Annotated in this window: 17 protein-coding genes; 3 read left to right on the forward strand and 14 right to left on the reverse strand. The window is 71.5% G+C overall.

Annotated elements, in window-relative coordinates:
* Positions 1 to 265: 265 nt before the first annotated feature.
* A complete protein-coding gene (locus EJG53_RS43065) occupies positions 266 to 550 on the reverse strand; it encodes a hypothetical protein (protein ID WP_244955506.1) in 285 nt (94 codons plus the stop codon).
* A 488-nt stretch (positions 551 to 1,038) separates the two neighbouring features.
* Positions 1,039 to 1,785: a dienelactone hydrolase family protein gene (locus EJG53_RS37690; RefSeq protein WP_125048640.1), complete on the reverse strand. Its 747-nt coding sequence runs from the start codon at positions 1,783 to 1,785 to the stop codon at positions 1,039 to 1,041.
* A gap of 1,183 nt (positions 1,786 to 2,968) precedes the next feature.
* Between EJG53_RS37690 and EJG53_RS37695 the strand changes: the two genes are divergently transcribed.
* The gene (locus tag EJG53_RS37695) at positions 2,969 to 3,730 is read left to right on the forward strand and encodes a class I SAM-dependent methyltransferase (RefSeq protein WP_125048641.1); all 762 of its coding nucleotides are present in this window, start codon (positions 2,969 to 2,971) and stop codon (positions 3,728 to 3,730) included.
* Between the two features lie 348 nt (positions 3,731 to 4,078).
* Here EJG53_RS37695 and EJG53_RS37700 read toward each other — a convergent pair whose 3' ends face one another.
* The 4 genes from EJG53_RS37700 to EJG53_RS37715 form a co-directional block, all read right to left on the reverse strand.
* Positions 4,079 to 4,954 carry a geranyl diphosphate 2-C-methyltransferase gene (locus tag EJG53_RS37700; RefSeq protein WP_371858773.1) on the reverse strand — a complete coding sequence of 292 codons (876 nt, stop codon included), beginning with the start codon at positions 4,952 to 4,954 and terminating at the stop codon, positions 4,079 to 4,081.
* Between the two features lie 33 nt (positions 4,955 to 4,987).
* A complete protein-coding gene (locus EJG53_RS37705) occupies positions 4,988 to 6,052 on the reverse strand; it encodes a family 2 encapsulin nanocompartment cargo protein terpene cyclase (RefSeq protein ID WP_125048642.1) in 1,065 nt (354 codons plus the stop codon).
* Between the two features lie 17 nt (positions 6,053 to 6,069).
* Positions 6,070 to 7,542 (reverse strand): family 2B encapsulin nanocompartment shell protein, encoded by a 1,473-nt coding sequence (locus EJG53_RS37710; protein ID WP_125048643.1) that lies wholly within the window; start codon positions 7,540 to 7,542, stop codon positions 6,070 to 6,072.
* 281 nt (positions 7,543 to 7,823) lie between these two features.
* The gene (locus tag EJG53_RS37715; RefSeq protein WP_125048644.1) at positions 7,824 to 8,891 is read right to left on the reverse strand and encodes an alkene reductase; all 1,068 of its coding nucleotides are present in this window, start codon (positions 8,889 to 8,891) and stop codon (positions 7,824 to 7,826) included.
* Between the two features lie 125 nt (positions 8,892 to 9,016).
* On the opposite strand from EJG53_RS37715, the gene EJG53_RS37720 reads away from it, so the two are divergent.
* Positions 9,017 to 9,385: a MerR family transcriptional regulator gene (locus tag EJG53_RS37720; RefSeq protein ID WP_125049848.1), complete on the forward strand. Its 369-nt coding sequence runs from the start codon at positions 9,017 to 9,019 to the stop codon at positions 9,383 to 9,385.
* Between the two features lie 167 nt (positions 9,386 to 9,552).
* A complete protein-coding gene (locus EJG53_RS37725; protein WP_125048645.1) occupies positions 9,553 to 10,425 on the forward strand; it encodes a polysaccharide deacetylase family protein in 873 nt (290 codons plus the stop codon).
* A gap of 31 nt (positions 10,426 to 10,456) precedes the next feature.
* Here the strand turns inward: EJG53_RS37725 and EJG53_RS37730 are convergent, their stop codons facing one another.
* From EJG53_RS37730 to EJG53_RS37765, 8 genes are all read right to left on the reverse strand, one after another.
* Positions 10,457 to 11,245, reverse strand: a complete 789-nt coding sequence (locus EJG53_RS37730) for an SGNH/GDSL hydrolase family protein (RefSeq protein ID WP_125048646.1) — start codon at positions 11,243 to 11,245, stop codon at positions 10,457 to 10,459.
* A gap of 12 nt (positions 11,246 to 11,257) precedes the next feature.
* Complete coding sequence (locus EJG53_RS37735; RefSeq protein WP_125048647.1) at positions 11,258 to 12,310, reverse strand: hemolysin family protein; 1,053 nt, start codon at positions 12,308 to 12,310, stop codon at positions 11,258 to 11,260.
* Positions 12,307 to 13,650: a hemolysin family protein gene (locus EJG53_RS37740; protein WP_125048648.1), complete on the reverse strand. Its 1,344-nt coding sequence runs from the start codon at positions 13,648 to 13,650 to the stop codon at positions 12,307 to 12,309. Before EJG53_RS37740 ends, EJG53_RS37735 begins: the two co-directional genes overlap by 4 nt.
* 201 nt (positions 13,651 to 13,851) lie before the next feature.
* Positions 13,852 to 14,280: a GNAT family N-acetyltransferase gene (locus tag EJG53_RS37745; protein WP_125048649.1), complete on the reverse strand. Its 429-nt coding sequence runs from the start codon at positions 14,278 to 14,280 to the stop codon at positions 13,852 to 13,854.
* A gap of 118 nt (positions 14,281 to 14,398) precedes the next feature.
* Positions 14,399 to 15,289, reverse strand: coding sequence for an LLM class F420-dependent oxidoreductase (locus tag EJG53_RS37750; protein WP_125048650.1), 891 nt, complete (start codon positions 15,287 to 15,289; stop codon positions 14,399 to 14,401).
* Positions 15,290 to 15,347: 58 nt separating this feature from the next.
* Positions 15,348 to 17,924, reverse strand: coding sequence for an FtsX-like permease family protein (locus EJG53_RS37755; protein WP_125048651.1), 2,577 nt, complete (start codon positions 17,922 to 17,924; stop codon positions 15,348 to 15,350).
* Positions 17,925 to 17,930: 6 nt separating this feature from the next.
* Positions 17,931 to 18,761, reverse strand: coding sequence for an ABC transporter ATP-binding protein (locus EJG53_RS37760; protein ID WP_125048652.1), 831 nt, complete (start codon positions 18,759 to 18,761; stop codon positions 17,931 to 17,933).
* A 151-nt stretch (positions 18,762 to 18,912) separates the two neighbouring features.
* Positions 18,913 to 20,148 (reverse strand): alpha/beta hydrolase family protein, encoded by a 1,236-nt coding sequence (locus EJG53_RS37765; protein ID WP_167515228.1) that lies wholly within the window; start codon positions 20,146 to 20,148, stop codon positions 18,913 to 18,915.
* Positions 20,149 to 20,194: the final 46 nt, after the last annotated feature.

Genomic DNA, 20,194 nt, shown 5'->3' on the forward strand with positions numbered 1-20,194 from the left:
GGCGAGTGCGCCACGATCCAGGCGTGGCGAGCCAACAGCGGCGGAAGGCCATCGGCGAACACGTCACGCGCGGACTCGCCCCGCGCGGCTGGGACGTCAGTCCCTGGGGGTAGAGCAGTCTTACCGCGAACGTCCGCCGGGGCTCCGAGGGGGCTGACGCGGTTCTCATGCTCGGGGCGGGCGTACCGCTCCACGGAGCGGACGGAGGCGTGGCGGGAGCGGGCCAGCGGTATCGGGTTGGAAGTGCCGTCCTCCGCGTCGTGGGTCAGGGCGCTGTGGCGGAGCCGATGGAGTGTTCAGCCGTCCAGGCTCTCGAAGTCGTCGGGTGAGGCGAGGGGGGTGGCCAGCACTGCGTCTTCTCCCGTAGCGCGATGTCGAGGCGCCACAAGGCGGCGATCTGGTTTTCCGCGAGGGCCTTGGTGCGGTCCGGCGGCGCCGGCCGCCGCTCGATGCCGACCGTCGGATCCCCGGTGATCCAGCCCTGGCACTGCTCCCGGCCGATCGCCTGGTCGGCGACGGACAGTTCGCGGTTGACGGTGTCGGTGTCCATCTCGTCCGCTCGCGCCGCCGCCAGTTCGGCCCGTACCTTTCCGGCTGCGCCCAGTTGTCGATCGCGGTGACGGGGAAGGTGGGCGGCTTCGCGCCGCGGCGTGCGGGGCCGGTCGGCGCCGGTTCGCCGGTGAGCATCCACCCCCTGGTCGTCAGCGAGTTCGGCAGGGCTGCGCGAAGGATTTCGCGATGTCGGCGCCGGTGAGGTACGGCTCGACAGTCGCGATGTACGACGACGGCGGGGCGGATAATGGCACCGTCCGGGCGCGCGGGAGCCGAAGCGCGCCCCGTTACCGGACTCGGTCACTGGTTCGATCATTACGTCCGTCTCACCCCTCCATTGCCGCCGCAGGTCGCGGTGATCACCGTAGAGGCCCTTGCGGACGCGTCTTCGCGATCGAGCATCCGCCCGAATGCGCTTCTGCTGTGTGGGCTTGAGGGGAGGGGGCTGTCAGTGCCTGACGCCGACCAGGCCCGACGCCAGCATGCTTACCTGGGGCACGCCCCTAGCTCCTCCATCACTGGCAGGCACTCGGCGAGCAGGGCGACGACATCGCGCCAGGCTCGCTGCGCGTGCCGTGCGTGGTAGCCGACGCCGGGGACCGCAGGATGGTCGACCGGCGGGTGGTGGAAGGCGTGCAAGGCGCCGCCGTAAACCGTGAGGCGCCAGTCGACGCCCGCGGCCTGCATCTCGGCGGTGAACGCGTTCCGTTGCGCGGGCGGCATGATCGGGTCTTCCGACCCGACCCCGGCCCACACCGGGCAGCGAATGTGCGCCGCCTCGCCCGGTCGGCCCGTGGTCAGTGCGTTGACTGTGCCGATCGCGCGCAGATCGACACCATCGCGACCGAGTTCGAGCCCGACGGCGCCCCCAGTGCCGTAGCCGACGGCGGCGATCCGGTCGGGGTCGGTCCGCGGTTCGGTGCGTAACACGTCGAGCGCCGCATGGCCGATGCCCCGCATCCGGTCGGGATCAGCGAGCAGTGGCATGCAACGGGCCAGCATCTCCTCGGGGTCATCCAAATAGCGCCCGCCGTGGAGGTCGAAGGCCAGCGCTACGTATCCCAGCTCGGCGAGAGCATCGGCCCGGCGGCGCTCGACGTCGCTGAGCCCCATGCCCTCTGGTCCGAGCAGCACTGCGGGCCGGCGGTCGACACCGGCCGGGAGGGCGAGGTGCCCGATCATCGTCAAACCGTCGGCCGGGTATTCGACCGTCCGCGTCGTAATCTTCGTCATGAGACTGGACTGTAGTGATCGTCGAGCCCATTCCGGCCGCTGTTCTGCCGCTGGCAGAACAGCACGGCGCGGGTGTCCCTCTGAAATTCGGCGAGGGCTCGCAAGAACCGGAACCAGCCCCCGTTCTCACGGCAGCGCTGTCGGATCACCTGCCCGGGCCTAAGGTGTTGGAGGCTGACCCTCGCGGCAGGATTCTGGCGTATATCGGCCCGCTCCTGCGCTCGGTGCCCCTACGTCGCCCGTCCGGCCCCCTTCGTCGGGATGATGCTGGACTACCTGGGCCGCCGGGCCCCGGACAGCCCATGCCCCCGGAAGCGCTGGAACTCCGGCTCCGCCAACTGCGCTTTCTCACCCAGCGGGGACGCACCGCGGCAAGCCGCCAGGTCGACACCATCCCATCCACTCAAGAACGCAGCACTCTTGCCGGCTGTGGCTCGCTTGCGGTCCCGTTGTCGCAGGCATGGTTCATCGGAACAGCAATGCAAGGAGCGATGGAGACCGAGACGCAACGGATCACCGTTGCAGTCACAAGTCACACTCAGCGGAGTCATCAGCGCCTGAAGGCATACGTGGGACCTTCGATGGCCGGCTCGGATCTGACGATGCCTCCAGGCGAGCTGATACAGAATCTCGGTGGTGCGAACTGCGAACCGAGCTCAGGAAGAGCTACAACCAAGTGGCGCTCTTCGGCGCCAGCGAAGCTCGCGCTGCCGGTTTGGAGATGTGGCAAGTATCGCGAAATGGAGGTAACGAATTCCTTCGCGCCCTCGATTCCGCAACGGAGACTGAAACGATCTACAGGCTGGCTGACCTGATATCAGGCGGGAGCTCCAAGCGCCCTTGGAAACCTTCGCTGTCGTTCCAGCAAACCCCGCATCGTCACCAAAGCATCGCGCACTTGGCGGTCACTCATGGTGACCGTGAACGCTCAGCGGCTTAGGTATACGCGACTCCCGAATATGCGAGGTCGCCAGTTTCACACCAAAACCGCTCAGCCTGTATCAGCACCGAAGTCTGAAGACAGGGTGCTACCTGGCGGATGTCCTCCCCCCCGGCAGCCCTGCTTCGCGCAGTTCCCGTACGTCCAGCATCTGGTGCACCGCGCGCTCGTCGTAGGTCCGTCATTGACGTCCACGGCCAAAAACGATCACCGGAACCGGGGTCCGGGGGCGATAATGAGCAGATGGCTGTCAGCTCACGTGCTCATGCGTTCAATTCCGCTGCCGCCCAGTACGGGGCGAGCCGTCCTTCGTATCCTCCGGCGCTCTTCGACGCGGTCGAGGAGTTCCTGCAGCGTCCTTGGGCCGAGGTGCGCGCCGCCGATGTCGGTGCGGGCACGGGCCTTGCGACCGCGCTCCTGCGCGAGCGGGGCGCCGAGGTGATCGGCGTGGAACCCGGGGAGGCGATGGCTGCCGAGTTCCGCCGGGGTCTGCCGGACGTACCGATCGTCCGCGGTGACGGCAACCGTCTGCCCCTCGCGGGTTCCTCGCACGACCTCATCACCTACGCGCAGTCCTGGCAGTGGACCGACACCAGCCGCTCGGTCCCAGAGGCACTGCGGGTCCTGCGACCGGGCGGTGTGCTCGCCGTCTGGTGGAACACCACAGCCTTCGACGTGCCGTGGATCCACGCCCAGCACCAGCGCATCGCGCAGCACTGCGGGGTGCCCCCGCGCTCTGCGGCGCGTCCCGATGACCATGAAGCCGTCCGGCTCGCCGGTCTGACCGGCCTACAGGTCACGCGCCGGCACATCCGCTGGCAGCGCACCGTCTCCCTCGACACCCACCTCGCCAACATCAGCAGCCACTCCGCCTTCCTCATCCTCGACCAGAGCGCAAACCGTGCCTTCCTCACCGAGGAGCGCGAACGACTGCGTGCGGATTTCCCTCAGGAAGTGGTGGATGAGACCTATGTTGTCGATCTGCTGGTAGCCGTTCGCCCATGACGCGTGCTGTGGCCTGACGCCCCGCGAAAGGTTGCACCTTCGCGCGCTGGCGGCTACGCGATGAACTTGCGGTAGCCTTCGGGCAGTTCCGCGACCTTCGCCGAGGCATACCACCAGCGGTCATGGTCGTAGCCCTCGCAGTGGATGAATGCATGGGCCGTACTGCGAGCCGCTGCCACTCGCGCACGACACCAGACAACTCGATCCGCTGGATGAGCTGCGCAGCCAGCGCTGGGCTGGTGCTGCCGCCGCTCAAGTCGCCGTGGAAGGTGCTGAAGAGAGCCCCGGAAAACGCGGCGGCCCCGCCGGGCGGCCCGTGGCCGGCCCGGCGGGGTTCCGGAGTGTTCCTCAGATCCGGTCGGCGGCGATCAGCAGGTATTGGAAGCTGCCGTTGCGGTACGCGGTCAGAAAGGTTTCCTCAATGCCCGTGACCAGGTGGTCGGCCTGGCTGCGCAGTTCCCAGTACGGCAGGGTGGCCTCGGTGAGGTCCTGGACGTGTACGGGGACCAGCCGGTGGCGGGCCATCGCGCGGAAGTACGCCGACCGTGGGTGGATGTCGCAGATGTAGTGGGCGTTGATGAGGGACACCTCGCGGGAGGCGCGCCCGTAGGCGTCGTTGTAACAGCCGGTGATCGTCACATAGCGACCGCCGCGCCGCAGCAGCCGCGCGTGTTCGGCGAACAGCAGGTCGAGCTCGACGTACATGGTCGACTCGTTGTTCCAGGACGCCGCGTACGCGCCGGTCGCGAAGCCGGTGTCGAGCATGTTGCGGTGGTGGTAGCGCACCTTGTCGGCGATACCGCGCTTGCGGGCCTGCTCGTTGGCGAAGTCGGCCTGCTTGGCGGAGATGGTGGCCCCGTCGGTGTGGCAGCCGTGGCGCAGGTGCGCGACCACGCTGCCGCCGCCGCGCCCGCACCCGGCGTCGAAGACGCGGTCGCCGGGCGTCAGCGCACCGAGGTGGGAGGCGAGCAGTTCGGCCTGGGCGTGTTCGAGGCGGTGCAGTTCACCGGTGAGGCGTTCGCGGCGCCGGACGGGGTCCGGCTCGTCCAGTACGGACCGGTCGGCCTCGCCGATGCCGTAGTGGTGGTGGTACAGGTCGTCGATCTTGCCGAGCTCCAGGTTGACCGGGTTCTCCTCGGTGTTCCAGTAGTCCGCGACGCGGGCCTGGTACGTGGAGTGGGTCGGCATGAGCGGGCGTGCGGTGGGGACGTGCGCAGTGGTCAACGGTGACTCCTTGCCGTGGTGCGCTGGATCGGTCTACCAGTAGTTGGGCAGGTGGTAGCGGTCGCTGTTGGTGGCGTGCCATTCGTGGTTGCCGGCCACCCAGTCGGACAGGCTCCGGGTGTAGCGCTCCACGAGCGGGGAGGTTTCGGCCAGCTCGGCCGCCTCCGTCTCGTACGCCTCCATGATCTGGTTGTGGATGTCGACGCTCTTCAGGTAGGCGGCCTTCAGGCCGCGCCGGTCGTTGGCGGCCACCACCTGGGGCAGGTTCAGATGGTCCGGGTCGCTCGCCAGCTCCTTGGTGAAGGAGTACAGGTCGTTGACGATGGTGGTGGCGTTGCAGGCCAGGGCGGTGATCCGCTGGATCTCCGGGCGGGCGTACACGGCCTCGGGCAGCTCGTAGCCGTCCACGGCGTCGACGATCGACAGGCAGGGGCGGAAGTTGTTGAACTGCCGCATGACCAGGTACTCCCAGACACGCGGCATGTGCCGTGCCTCCGCCCAGGACGCCTCGGCGAGATAGCCGAGGTGCAGCCGGGCCATGTCGTGGACGAACCGGCCGGCCTGGCTGGGGGTCGCCAGGGCCGCGTAGTCCTTCAGGGCCCAGTAGTACGAGCGCAGGGGCCCGTCGGCCTGCACGCCCTGGCGCCACTCCTGCTCCGTCTCCGGAGTGCCGTGGAACGGGTCCAGGGCCGACTGGGCGATGATCAGCCGGCCGCCCAGGCCGCGGCGCGCGCCGCCCTTGCCCTCGTCCTCCTCGCAGTAGCAGGTGTCGACGATGTTCTCAGCCAGCAGCAGCTTGCCCGCGGCGGTGAGGCGTTCGAGGTCGGCCGCGGCGGGGTGCTGCAGGACGACGGCCCGGCCGAACTGGAAGCCGGTGAAGTCGCCGGTCCACTGCGCGGGGAACAGGTCCAGCGCGCGGGCCCACTCCTCCAGTCTGCGGTCGATCTCCGCGGCCTTCTCCGGGTCGGCCGGGGCGGCCGGCCGGTACCGCAGCCCGGGGACGGCGCCGCCGCGCCGGGTCGGCCGGGCCGGGGCGAGGCTCGGCGGGCCGGGCATCCTGAACGCGGCGTTGGTGGCGGTGGTACTGGATGTGCTCATGGTCCGTACTCCACTGGTCAGTCGGCGGTCCGGCCGAGCTGGACGTTCTCCAGGACACCGGCCGCGTCCGGCACGAGGATGGCCAGCGAGTAGTAGGCGGTGACGAGGTAGTTGATGACGGCGGACTGGTCGATGCCCATGAAGCGGACGTTCAGGCCGGGCTGGTGCTCCTCGGGGAGACCCGTCCGGTACAGGCCGACGACGCCCTGGTCGTCCTCGCCGGTCCGCAGCGCGATGATGCTGCTGGTGTGCGTCTCGCCGACGGGGATCTTGCCGCACGGGAAGATCGGGACGCCGCGCCAGGCCGGGACCTGGTGCCCGTTGACGTCCGCCGAGCCCGGCACCAGGCCGCGCTTGTTGCACTGCCGGAAGAAGGCGGCGATCGCCTTCGGATGGGCCAGGAAGAGCCGGGTCTTACGGCGCATGGACAGCAGCTCGTCCATGTCGTCGGGGGTGGGCGGGCCGGTGCGGGTACTGATGCGCTGCCCGTAGTCGGTGTTGTGCAGCAGCCCGAACTCCCGGTTGTTCACCAGCTCCCACTCCTGGCGTTCGCGGATCTCCTCGACCGTGAGCCGGAGTTGCTGCTGCGTCTGGTCCATCGGCTCGTTGTAGAGATCGGCGACCCGGGAGTGCACGCGCAGCACGCTCTGGGTCAGCGAGAGTTCGTACTCCCGAGGGGTGAGGTCGTAGTCGACGTAGCCGCCGGGCAGTGACGGTTCTCCGACGTGTCCGGCCTGCACCGGTACGTCCGCCTCGCCCCGGCGGTTCATCGGCCTCCGCTGCCGCTCCGCGTACGCGGCCAGGTGCGCGGCCAGGGAGGGCGCGCGGTCGGTGACCTCCCGGACCGTGTCCCAGGGCAGCGCCAGCAGGACGCCTGCGGTCTCGGCCCGTACCGACGTCAGCCACCGTGGGTCGGGGCGGCCGATCGCCTCGTCCCCGATCTGGTCGCCGTCCGTGACGACGCCGACGACCTCCTCCTCGCCGTACTTGCCGGGCGCGTAGCGGAGGAACCGGCCGTGGACGACGAGGTACGCCTCGGTGGCGGGCTGCCCCGCCTCGAAGAGGACCTGACCGGGCCGGACCTCCCGGACCCGGAAGCGTCCGGCGAGGTCCTTGAGCACCTCGGTGTCGCAGTAGCCGCGCAGGACCGGCAGCTCGGTGAGGGTCCGCGGGATCACCTTGATGTCGTCCGCGCCGTTGTGCTCGAACTGGACGCGGCCACGGCCGGTACGGAGCTGCAGGCGCCGGTTGACCCGGTAGGTGCCACCCTTGACGTCCACCCACGGCAGCATCTTCAGCAGCCATCGGGACGTGATGGCCTGCATCTGGGGCGGTGTCTTGGTGGTGGTCGCCAGTTGGCGCGCGGCCCGGGTGCTGAGACTGGTGAGCACGCTGTCCGGGGACGGGCCGGACGGATCGGACGGGTCGGGGGCGCTCTCTTCGGCTGCGGAACCGGGGACACGGTCGGGGACGCGGTCCGGTACGGGCACATTTCCTCCGGAGGTGAACAGGAGTGAGGCGAACGGCCGTTGGTGAACAAGGGGGCCGTGTGCGGCAATAAGCGAAACAGGTGGAAGTGTGCCGCCGGTACGGCGTGAAAGGGGGCGCCTTTGCGTTCGCGAGGCGTAAACATCTGATGGTTGCTAAAAGGGGCGCGGTGGTGCTGACGCGCGCCCCCTTGGAAGGGTGGGGTGACTGTCGGGTGTCGTACTGATCAGCGGCCCCGGGTCCGAAGCCCGGGGCCGCGTGGGCCGGTTGCTCCGGCCCCGGATCAGTACTGGTGGCTCGTGAAGTCGAGGTATCCGGTGTCGCCGCCCTTCTGCCATGTCTCCGGATCGGTGTCGCGCAGTGGCAGCCCGGCCCGGAAACGTTCGACCAAGTCAGGGTTGGTGAGGTAGGAGCGTCCGTAGCTGATGAGGTCCGCCCCGAGGCCGAGCCAGTGCTCGCCGAGTTCCCGGTTGCCCGGTCGCGGTGCGATCTGGCCCCCGGGGTTGAGGATGAAGGCGTTCGGCCATGCCTTGCGCAGGGAGACGAGCAGGTCTTCCTCCGCGGTGGCCATGACGTGGACATAGGCGAGACCGAGCGGGGAGAGCGCGTCGAACAGGGCGCCGTACAGTCGGGGCACGTCGTCCTCGGTGATGTCCCAGATGGTGCCGCCGGGTGAGAGGCGGATGCCGACGCGGTCGGCGCCGATGGCGTCGGCGGCGGCCTCCGCGGCCTCGACGGCGAAACGGATGCGACCGGTGACGGAGCCGCCGTAGGCATCGGTGCGCAGGTTCGCGTTCGAGGAGAGGAACTGCTGGATGAGGTAGCCGTTCGCCCCGTGCAGCTCGACGCCGTCGAACCCGGCGTCGACCGCCCGCCGCGCCGCGTCGGCGAAGGCCCGTACCTCACCCGGCACTTCGCCGGTGGACAGGGCGCGGGGGACGGGGGCGGGCAGCCGCCCCTCGGGGCCGAACACCGTGCCCCGCAGGGCCACCGCGGACGGCGCCACGGGGTGGTGGCCGGCGACCGCCGGGTGGCCGACCCGGCCGGCGTGCATGAGCTGGGCGAAGATCCGGCCGCCGTTGGCGTGCACCGCGTGGGTCACCGGCCGCCAGGCGGCGACCTGCGCGTCGTTGTGCAGGCCGGGTGTGCGGGGGTTCGACTGGCTCTGCGCGCTCGGCTGCACGCCCTCGCTGACGATCAGTCCGGCGGTGGCCCGCTGTGCGTAGTAGGCCGCCGCCGAGGCGTTCGGTATGCCGTCGGCGAAGGCGCGGGACCGGGTCATCGGGGCCATCACCAGGCGGTTGGGCAGCCGCAGGCCGCTGAGCGAAAAACTGTCGAAGAGGCTGGTCACAGGGGTGTCCTTAAGGCGTACGGGAAGGGGTCGGTGGTGCGTTCGCTACGCTAAAAGCTGACGTTGACGTCAGAGGCAAGCCCTGTGAGGCGGAGCACATGGGGCGGGACATCCCAGGGGGCGCGATGCGGATCGGTGAACTCGCCACGAGGACGGGCGTGAGCGTGCGCGCTCTGCGCTACTACGAGGAGCAGCAACTGCTCTCCTCGGAACGCAGTCCCAGTGGCCAGCGGCTCTACCAGGACGCCGCGGTGGACCGCGTCCGGCTGATCCGGCAGCTCTACGCCGCCGGGCTGCCCAGCAAGTCGATCCGAACGCTGCTGGCGTGCGAGAGCAGCGTCGCCACCCCGGAACTGCTCACGTGGTTCTCCGGTGAGCGGGACCGCATCGACCGGCAGATCGACGACTTGGTGCAGGCCCGGGAACGGCTCGACGGCCTGATCGCCACCGCCACCGCGGCGGTGGGCGCGGGGACTTCCTGCTACGCGTCATGAGCGCGGGGGAGGGCGGCTCGCCGGCCGGCTGGAACTGCCGCCGGAGGCGCGGGTGTGACGGGAGTCACGACGTGATCCGATCATGTTCGCGATAGCGTGAACATCGAGCGCGGGTGCCCCGTACGGGCGCCCCGCGCGGACACCGGACCGGCCCGAGGCGGGGGACGATGGACAACGCACTCTTCGACTACAGCCCGATCGTCGACCGGGAGCCGATCCGCTGGCCGGGCGGCGCCCGCGTCGCCTTCTACGTGGGGCTGAACGTCGAGCACTACCAGGTCGACCGTCCCTCGACCAGCATCTTCCCGGGCACCGCGGGTCTGGCGCCCGACCCGCTGAACTACGGCTGGCGCGACTACGGTCCCCGGGTGGGCATCTGGCGGCTCATCGAGAGCCTCGACCGGCACGGCCTGCGCGCCAGCGTGATGCTCAACTCCGACGTCACCCGCCATTACCCGCAGATCATCGAGGCGGGCCGCGCGCGCGGCTGGGCGTGGGTCGCGCACGGCCGGGACAACTCCACCTTCCAGGCGGACATGAGCGTCGAGGACGAGCGCGCCTACCTGACGGAGGTCGTCGGCACCATCGAGGCGGCCACCGGCCGGCGTCCCCGCGGCTGGCTCGGCCCGGCGCTCACCGAGACCTTCCGTACGCCGGAGCTGCTCGCCGGACTCGGCCTGGACTACGTGCTCGACTGGGCCAACGACGACCAGCCGTACCGGCTGAACGTCCCGGGCATGCTGAGCGTGCCGTACTCCATCGAGGTCAACGACATCAGCCTGTTCGTCGGCAAGAGCCTCAGCGGGCCGGACTTCGTCCGGATCGTCGAGGACCAGCTCGACCAGCTCTACGCCGACTCCGCGACGAGCGGCCGGGTGATGTCCCTGGTCCTGCACCCGTTCGTGATCAACCAGCCGTTCCGGCACAAGTACCTGGACCAGGCGCTGGAGCACATCGCGAATCACCCCGGCGTGTGGCTGACGACCAGCGACGAGATCGCCGAGCACTACGCACGGACGACGGCCCGCTCGGGGGAGTGAGGGCGCACGGGCCGGACAGGCTCCGTCCCCCTCAGTCCTCCCGCTGCCGCACGTCCTCGTACGGCAGCAGCTCAGGACGCTTAGGCGCGCGGCCGTCCCCGCTGGACCGGCCGGTCAGGCGCCGGCCGATCCACGGTACGAGGTGCTGCCGCGCGAAGCGCACGTCCGACGTGCGCCGGGCCGCCCATCCCGGTGGGACGAAGGCGGGCAGCGGCGCGTCCCAGTCGGACTCGGCGGGGAAGCCGAGGGCCTGCCAGACGGCCTCGGCCACCCGCTCGTGCCCCGCCGTGTTCAGGTGGAGCCGGTCCTCGGCCCACATCCGGGGGTCGGCCAGTGCGCGGGAGGAGAAGAGGTCCACCACGATCGCGCCGTGCTGTACGGCCAGCGCGTCGATGTGGGCGAAGAGCTGTTCCATACGGGGCCGGAACCGCTCCAGGACCGGCCCCTGCCGGCCGGGGCTGCGCATCAGGACGAGCCGGCCGCAGTCCTTGGCCAGCCGGCCCGCGGCCTCCTCCAGGAGGGCGCAGACCCGGTCCACGTCGCACTTGGGCCGCAGGACGTCGTTCAGCCCGCCCACCAGTGTGACCAGGTCGGCGCCGGTCGCGGCCGCCGGACCGGTCTGCTCGTCGAGGATCTGCCCGATCAGCTTGCCGCGCACCGCGAGATTGGCGTAGCGGAAGCCGGGGGTACGGGCCGCGAGCCGGGCGGCCAGCAGATCCGCCCAGCCCCGGTACGAGCCGTCCGGCAGCGCGTCGGACATGCCTTCGGTGAAGCTGTCGCCCACCGCGACGAAACTGGTGTAGGTGGCATTGATCTCCATGGCGGAGGAATCCTACCTCCGGGACGCCCCCGCGGCCGGTGCGGCCTTCGTGGGCTGCTGCTGGAGCACCAGCTCGCGCAGCACGTCCTCCATCGTGACCAGCCCCGCCAGGCGCCCGTCGTTGCCGATGACCGCCGCCAGATGCGTACGGGAGGCGCGCATCGCCGACAGGACGTCGTCCAGCGGTGTCCCGGCCCGTACCCGGGCGATCGGCCGCAGCGCGGAGAGCGGGAACGGCAGATCCCGCGGCGAGGCGTCCAGCGCGTCCTTGACGTGCAGGTACCCCAGGATGCGCCCGGTGCTGTCGACGACCGGGAAGCGCGAGAAACCGGATGTCGCGGTCAGCTCCTCCACGCCTTCCGGCGTGATGCCCAGCCGGGCCGTGACGACCTTCTCGACCGGCACCACCACGTCGGCGACCGGACGGCGGCCCAGCTCCAGGGCGTCCCGCAGACGCTCCTTCGCCCGGTCGTCCAGTAGCCCGGCGGCCTGCGAGTCCTCGACCATCTTCGCGAGCTGGTCGTCCGAGAACGTCGCGGCCACCTCGTCCTTCGCCTCCACCCGCAGCAGGCGCAGCAGCGTGTTGGCGAACGCGTTGATCGCGAAGATCACCGGCCGCAGCGCGCGGGTCAGCGCGACCAGCGGCGGCCCCAGCAGCAGCGCGGTACGCACCGGCTCGGCCAGCGCCACGTTCTTCGGCACCATCTCGCCGAAGAGCATGTGCAGGTACGTCGCCACGGCCAGCGCGAGCACGAAGGAGATGGGGTGCACCAGGGCGTCCGGCATGCCGACCGCGTCGAAGGCCGGCTCCAGGAGGTGGGCGATGGCAGGTTCGGCGACGGCGCCGAGCACCAGGGTGCACAGGGTGATGCCGAGCTGCGCGGCCGCCATCACGCCGGAGACGTGCTGGAGCCCCCACAGGACCCGGTCCGCACGGCGGTCGCCGTCCTCGGCGTACGGCTCGATCTGGCTGCGGCGCACCGAGATCATCGCGAACTCGGCGCCCACGAAGAACGCGTTGACGACCAGCGTGAGCAGGCCGATGAACAACTGGAGCGCGGTCATCGGGTCTCCTCCCCGGTCTCGTCGGCAGCGCTGTCCGGCGGCGGCGCGTGCAGCAGCACCAGCGCCGCGCGGTGGCCGGAGGCGTCCAGGACGTCCATCCGCCAGCCCGCGGCCTCCAGGCTGTCCCCGGCGGCCGGGATACGGCCCAGCTCGGTGGCAATCAGGCCGGCCAGGGTCTCGTACGGGCCCTCCGGCAGCTTCAGGCCGATCTGTTCCAGTTGGTCGAGGCGGACCGCGCCGTCCGCCTCGTAGCGGGCGCGGCCGTCCGCGTCCTCGCCCGCCGGGGCCAGGTCCGGCGTCTCCATCGGGTCGTGCTCGTCGCGTACCTCGCCGACGACCTCCTCGACGATGTCCTCCAGCGTGACGACGCCCGCCGTACCGCCGTACTCGTCGATCACCACGGCCATCGTCTGCCGGCCGGACAGCCGGTCCAGGAGCCGGTCGACGGTCAGCGTCTCCGGTACGAGCAGCGGCTCGCGCAGCAGCTCGGCGACCGGGTGGCGGAAGCGCCGCTCGGCGGGCAGGGCCAGCACGTCCTTGATGTGCGCGACGCCCACCACGGTGTCCAGGCTGCCTCGGTAGACGGGGAAGCGGGACAGGCCGGTGGCGCGCGTCGCGACGGCCACGTCCTCCGCCGTGGACTGCACGTCCAGGGCGGTGACCTGCACGCGCGGTGTCATCACGTTCTCCGCGGTCAGGTCGGCCAGGGCGAGGGTGCGGACGAACAGCTCGGCGGTGTCCGGTTCCAGGGCGCCTTCCTTGGCGGAGTGCCGGGCCAGCGCGACCAGTTCCTGCGGGCCGCGGGCGGAGGCCAGTTCCTCGGCGGGCTCCATGCCCATCCGGCGGATCATCCGGTTCGCGGTGTTGTTCAGATGCCCGATGAGCGGCTTGAAGGCGGCGCTGAAGCCGCGCTGCGCGGTGGCGACCCGGCGGGCCACGGGCAGCGGGCTGGAGATGGCCCAGTTCTTGGGCACCAGCTCGCCGATGACCATCAGGACGACCGTGGAGACGGCCGTACCGAGGACCAGGGCCACGGAGTCGCCGGCGGCGGGCGGCAGGCCGAGGGCGTCGAGGGGGCCGGCCAGCAGGGCGGCGATCGACGGTTTGGCGAGCATGCCGATGACCAGGCCGGTCACGGTGATGCCGAGCTGGGCGCCGGACAACTGGAACGTCAGGCTGCGGACGGCCGTGAGGGCGCTGTCCGCGCCGCGTTCACCGCGCTCCGCGGCACGTTCGAGGTCGCTGCGCTCGACGGTCGTCAGCGAGAACTCGGCCGCGACGAAGACGCCGCAGGCCAGGGTCAGGAGCAGGGCCACGGCCAGGAGGAGCAGCTCGGTCATCGGGTCACCTCCGTCCCATGATCGAACAGGACCGGGAGGTTCGCGCCCCGGGGGAGGACGGAAGGACAACTGGGAGGCTCGCCCATGGCTGGACGCTCACTCCTTTCATCGGGAGACAGAGAAGTATCCATGGTAAAGGATGAGCAAAACAGGTGGCGGGCTCCGGCACGGAGGGGGCAGGGCCGGGGGAGACGGGCCGGATCAGGCCCCCGCCAGCGGCTTCACCCAGCGTCGCCAGTGGTCCTCGCGCCGGTAGCCGGCGGCCGACCACGCTCGCTGGGCCCGCTCGTTCGATTCCAGGACCATGGCGTCCCCGCGCCGGCCCCGCACGGCCAGGAAACGCCGCTCGGCCGCTTCGAGCAGCGCCGTCGCGACCCCCTGCCGACGGTACGCGGGCAGTACCGCGAGCCGGTACAGCGAACACCGCCAGCCGTCGTACCCGGCGATGACGGTCCCCACCAGGGTGCCGCCGGACTCCGCGAGGATCAGGGCCTGCGGGTCCCGCCCGATCAGCCGGGTCACCCCGTCCGCGTCGTCCGTGATGGAGGTGCCCTCCGCGGCCTCGCGCCAGAAGGCGAGCACCGCCTCCGCGTCGTCCGGTACGGCCGTCCGTATCTGCAGATCGATCATGTGGGTGAGCCAAGCACGGAACGGCGGAGCGCCGCCATCAGCTTTCGTATGACGAGACGCCGTACCCGTACGGAACGAAGGCCGCGCGTCCCGGTCCGTACGGCGGGCCGCGGCCGCGCTAACTGCCCTTCAGCTCCTCGATGACCGGCGCGAACGCCTCCAGGGAGGGGTCCAGCACGGTGATGTACGAGAAGCCGTAGCGCTCGCGGTGCTCGCGGAGCTGTTCGGCCATCTGCGCGACCGTGCCGAACAGGAACGTCGGGATCCGCAGGGCCTGTTCCTCGTCCACGCCGAGGCCGTGCGCGGCGATCTCGCGGGCGAGGGCGCGCCGGTCGCCGGTGACCGTGACCCGCTGGACCAGGATGTTCAGTTCGGCCGGTGCCGGGCGGTCGGCGGCGGCCCGGTGGTAGACGGTGAGTGCGGCGTCGAGCTCGTCCGGCGTCAGGAGTGCGAGGGTGCCCTCCGGTTTGCCGGGCGCGGCCCGGCCGCCGGTGAAGGCCGCGATGTCGGCGTGCCGGGCGGCGAGGCGCAGCATGCGCGGACCGTTGCCGCCGATCAGCAGGGGCGGCCGGGGCTGCTGGGCCGCCTTCGGCGCGTGCTCCGGGTCGCCCAGCAGCCGCTCCAGCTCCTCGACCGTACGGGCGAGATGGTCCACCCGCTCGCCGGGGGTGCCCCAGGGCAGGCCCGCCCGGTCGTGCTCGGCGCGTACGTAGCCGGTGCCCAGGCCCAGTTCGAGTCTGCCGTCGGTGAGCAGATCGGTGGTGGCCACCTCGCGGGCGAGCAGGGCAGGGTTCCAGAAGCCCGCGTTGAGGACGAAGGTGCCCAGGCGCGGGCGCTCGGTGGCCTCGGCGGCGGCGACCAGGGCGGGAAAGGGCGCGGGCCGGCCCAGGTGGTCCGGGACGAGCAGCACGTCGTACCCGAGGGCTTCGGCCCGGCGGCACTTCTGCCGCCAGGCGGGCCCCGACTCGATGGTGATCATGTTGACGCCGAAGCGGAACGGGCGTGGCATGGGGCCCCCTCGGGAAACGGGATGTGGGTCGGAGCCGGACGGGATGCGGGCGCGTCCGTCACTCATGGGCTATGGCGGCCAGCACGTCGAGCCGGGACGCGCGCAGCGCGGGCAGCAGGGCCGCCAGCAGCCCGACCAGGACCGACCCGACCACCACCGCGGCCACCGTGGGCCACGGCACCGCGAACGCCGTCAGCCCCTCCAGCGCCAGCACCCGCTGTGTGGCGGCACCCCAGACCAGTCCCAGGCCGAGCCCGAGGACCGCGCCGAACAGGGCGATCACCACCGACTCCAGCCGGATCGTCCGGCGCAGTTGCTTCCGCGACAGGCCGACGGCGCGCAGCAGCCCGATCTCACGGGTGCGCTCCACGACCGCCAGCGCCAGCGTGTTGACGACGCCCAGCACCGCGATCACGACGGCCAGCCCCAGCAGCCCGTACAGCAGGTTGAGCAGTCCCTGGATCTGACCACTGACCAGCTCCTTGTAGTCGGCCCGGTCGTGCACCTGGACCTGCGGGAACGGCTTCAGCGTCCGCTCCAGTCCGGCCCGCAACCGCGCCGGGTCGGTGCCGTCCGCGGCGTTCACGTACAGCACGGAATTCTGCCCGCCCGGCGCGTACTTCTCCAGGGTGGCCATCCCCATGAAGACACCGCCCCGGGTGCCTGGCCCGGAACCGGCGTTCTCGGTCAGCGCGCCGACCGTGAACCGGGCGGGCTTCCCGGACGGCAGCACCGCGTCCAGCCGGCTGCCCACCCGCAGGCCGTACTCCCGCGCGAACTCCGCCTGGATGCCGACGTGTCCGGGCGCCAGCGCCGCCTCGGTGTTCCCCGCCGCGTACGTCACCTTCGCCACGGCGTCGAAGTCCCGGTCGAAGGCCCCGGCCACCGTCGTGACCGACCGGCCGCCCGACAGCCGCAGCTTCAGCGGGACGATCCGCTGGCGTACGACCGTGCCGGCCCCCGGGGTCGCGCGCACCCGGTCGGTGACCTCGTCGGAGAACGGCGCGAGCGACGCGTTCTGCACGACGAAGTCGGCGCCCAGCGTCCGGTCGATCTGCTGGGCGATGGAGGCGGCCGCCGACGCCCCGGCGACCGACAGGCCGGCCACCAGCGCCAGCCCGATCATCAGGGCCGCCGCCGTCGCCCCCGTACGGCGGGGATTGCGCAGCGCGTTGCGGCGGCTCAGCCGCCCCACCACGCCGAACGCCGGCTCCAGGCCCCGCCCGAGCAACCGGATCACCGGACGCACCAGCAGCGGCCCCGTGATCACCCCGGCCACCAGCGTCAGCACCACCCCGAGCGCCAGCAGCGACCCGGCGACCGCCGTACGGTCACTCAGCGCACAGCCCGCCAGTGCGGCCAGCCCCGCGGCGCCCACCAGTGACCCGGCGGCGGCGCGCAGACGCAGCGGGCGCCCGGAACCCGGGAGTTCCAGGTCGGCGAGGGCGGCCATCGGGGAGACCCGGCTCGCCCGCAGCGCGGGGAGCAGCGCGGCGACGAAGGTCACGCCCACCCCGACGACGTACGCGACGACCACCGTCGGCCAGTTCAGCACCAGATCGGCCGCGTCCAGCCGCAGCCCGAACCAGCCCATCGCGACGACCAGCAGCACCGCGAGCCCGACGCCCGCCGCGAGCCCGGCCGTGGCACCGGCGACGCCCAGCAGCAACGCCTCCAGCAGCACCGAACGGCGCACCTGGCGGCGGTCGGCGCCGAGTGCCCGCAGCAGACCAAGCTCCCGGGTGCGCTGCGCGATCAGCATCGAGAAGGTGTTGACGATCAGGAAGACGCCGACCAGGACGGCGACCCCCGCGAAGCCCACCATCATGTACTTCAGCACGCGCAGGAAGTCGCCCAACTGCTCGGCCTGCGTCTTCTTCTGCTCGGCCCGCGTCCGGATGTCGTACGCGGCGGCGCCGGCCCCCAGCGCGGCGCTGATCCGCCGTTCGAGCACGCGGTCCGGCACACCGGGCGCGGCGTCCACGGACACTCCTGTCGCCCGGTCCGTACTGCCCAGCAGGCCGCGCTGGGCCGCCCGGGTCTCCAGGAAGACCAAGGAGGAGCCCGGGTTGGTGGTGGTGAAGGCGGCGATGCCGACGACCCGTACGGGGAAGGTGCCCGGCGGGGCGATGACGTGCAGCGTGTCACCGATCCGTACGCCGGCCCGGTCCGCGGTGTCCCGGTCGACCATCGCTTCGTCCGGTCCGCGCGGCGGGCGGCCCTCGGTCACCCGGACCGGGCTGCGCTCGCCCGGGGCCCAGTTGGTGGCGATGGACGGCGCGTTCCGGGTCGGTCCCACCGGCGTGTTGCGGGCGTCGGTGACGGTCACCCGCTCCACCTGTACGTCGAGCCGGGCGTCCGCCACGCCCCGTACCCCGGCGACCCGGTCCCGCAGGGCGGCCGGCACGGTCGGGGTCACGGCCGAACCGATGCCGCCCGGCGCGTCGAAGTCCTGCCGTGGCGTGATCTGGACGTCCGAAGCGGTCGAGGCGAAGAGCCGGTCGAAGGTGGCGCCGGTGGTGTCCGAGAAGATCAGGCTGCCCACCACGAACGCCACCGAGAGCACCACGGCGAGGGCGGAGAGCAGCAGCCGGCCCTTGTGCGCGAAGAAGCTCCGGAGCGTGGCCCGCAGCACGGCCGGTCAGCCGTTCGGGAGCGGGCCGGAATCAGGGGCCGGCCCGGGAGGCGGGGACGGCCTCGGGCCCGCCGCGAAGACCTGCATCCGCGCCAGTACGGACTCCGCGGTGGGCCGCGTCATCTCGTCCACGATCCGGCCGTCCGCCAGATAGAGCGCGAGGTCGGCGTGGGCCGCCGCGTTCGGGTCATGGGTCACCATCACGACCGTCTGCCCGAGGCCGTCCACCGCCTCCCGCAGGGTCTGGAGCACCTCCAGACCCGAGCGGGAGTCCAGGTTGCCGGTCGGCTCGTCCGCGAAGATCAGCGCGGGGCGGGCGGCCAGGGCCCTGGCGCACGCCACCCGCTGCTGCTGCCCGCCGGAGAGCTGGGAGGGCCGGTGCCGCAGCCGGTCACCGAGCCGGAGGGTGCTGATCACCTCGCGCAGCCACTCCCGGTCCGGCTTGCGGCCCGCGATGTCCATGGGCAGGGTGATGTTCTCCTCGGCCGTCAGGGTGGGCAGCAGGTTGAACGACTGGAACACGAAGCCGACCTGGTCCCTGCGCAGCCGGGTCAACTGCCGGTCGTCCAGGCCGGTGATCTCCCGGCCGCCCAGCCACACCCGGCCCGCCGACACCGTGTCCAGCCCCGCCAGGCAGTGCATCAGGGTGGACTTGCCCGAACCGGAGGGCCCCATCACCGCGGTGAACCGCCCCCGCCCGATCGACACGTCGACGCCGTCCAGCGCCACGACCTGGGCCTCGCCCGTCCCGTACGTCTTGACCAGCGACACCGCTCGCGCGGCCGCCCCGCCGCCGTCCGCGGCACCCTCCGCCGTACCCGGGACCGGTGTGGACACGTCAGCCTCCCGACGTCGGCCCCGTGCCTTACGGGGCGGCAACTCCCGCATGGGCCACGACAGTAGGACAGCATCCGTCGTCCTGGCATCCCCCACGGGCCCGCTTCCGGACGCCGTGGCCCGGCCCGGGGACCGGCGGACGGCCCGGTCGTCAGCCGGCAGCCGGGGAGGCCGGTGCCGGACTGTGGAACATCACCTCCGGGTTGTCCTTCGTGGGGCCCTGGAGGAGACGTTGCGGCAGGTGCCGCAGGTGCTGGTCGAAGAACGCCGCCACGTAGGCACGGGTGAGGGCGACCGAGCGCTGCCCGGACAGCGGGGGCTGCTGGGGAGCGGAAGGCGGGGTGAGCGCGTCGGCGATGACGGGGGCGTCACTGAAGGTGAAATGGTCGGCCCCGGCCACGGTCAGCCAGCGCTTCCACCCGTTCAGCCGGCTCCAGGCCAGGTCCCAGGTACGGTCCCGGCCGCCCGGCCGGTGCACCTCGTTGTCGGTACCGAGCATCAGGAAGGGGCGGGAGCCGAGACCGGTGGTGGGTACGGGGTCCTGGAACGCGCCGTCCATGTTGACGCCGGCCCGTATGCGGCTGTCGTGCGCCATGGCGGAGACGGCGCTCGCGCCGCCGAGCGAGTGTCCGGCCATGCCGATGCGCTTCTCGTCGATCAGGTGGGAGTAGCGCCAGGCGGACCCGGGCCCGGTGAGCCGGTCCAGGACGAACGAGACGTCCTGGCCCCGGCCGACGGCCGCGCGCCGGAAGCCGTCCTCGGTGCCGTACACCTGCTCACAGGCGGCGCAGGTCAGGATCCGGCCGCCGGGGAAGGCCGTGCCGGTGCTCTCGTAGGCGTGGTCGACCGTCGCGACGACATAGCCCCGGGAGGCCAGGTCCTCGGCGAGGCTGGTGAGGGAGTAGCCGGGCGCGGAGAAGCCGGGCGAGACGATCAGCAGCGGGTACGTGCCGGACGCGGGGCGGGCGTCCGTGCGGCTGTGTACGGCCGTGGCGCTCAAGTCCTCGGGAGTGATCGCGTTCTCCCAGCCCTGGGCCTTGATCAGGTACCGGCTCTCCTCGACGGTGGCGTACCGCGCGGACGTGCCCGTACCGCGCCGCGCCGGGTAGTAGAGGCCGACCATCAGCTCGCGGGACGTCGCCGTGGGCACCCAGGGGTCGCGGCGGCTGTGGTCGGTGAGCGGGAGTGTGGAACGGCCGACCGCGTACGGGCCGGTGGGGGCGGGCAGGCGCAGCCGCGCGGTGGCCTTCGGGTCCGTACGGTCCGTACTGTGCGTGGCGGACGGGGACGCGGTGTCCGCTGCCGCAGCGAGCGGCTGGGGGAGCAGGGGAAGACCGAGCATCAGGGACAGGGCGGCGGTTCCGGCCGCCCGGAAGAATCTGATCATGTGCCAGACGTTAGGGCGGGGCACCGGCCCGGCGCGTCAACCTCAG

Source organism: Streptomyces chrestomyceticus JCM 4735, from assembly GCF_003865135.1.
Lineage (GTDB): Bacteria > Actinomycetota > Actinomycetes > Streptomycetales > Streptomycetaceae > Streptomyces > Streptomyces chrestomyceticus.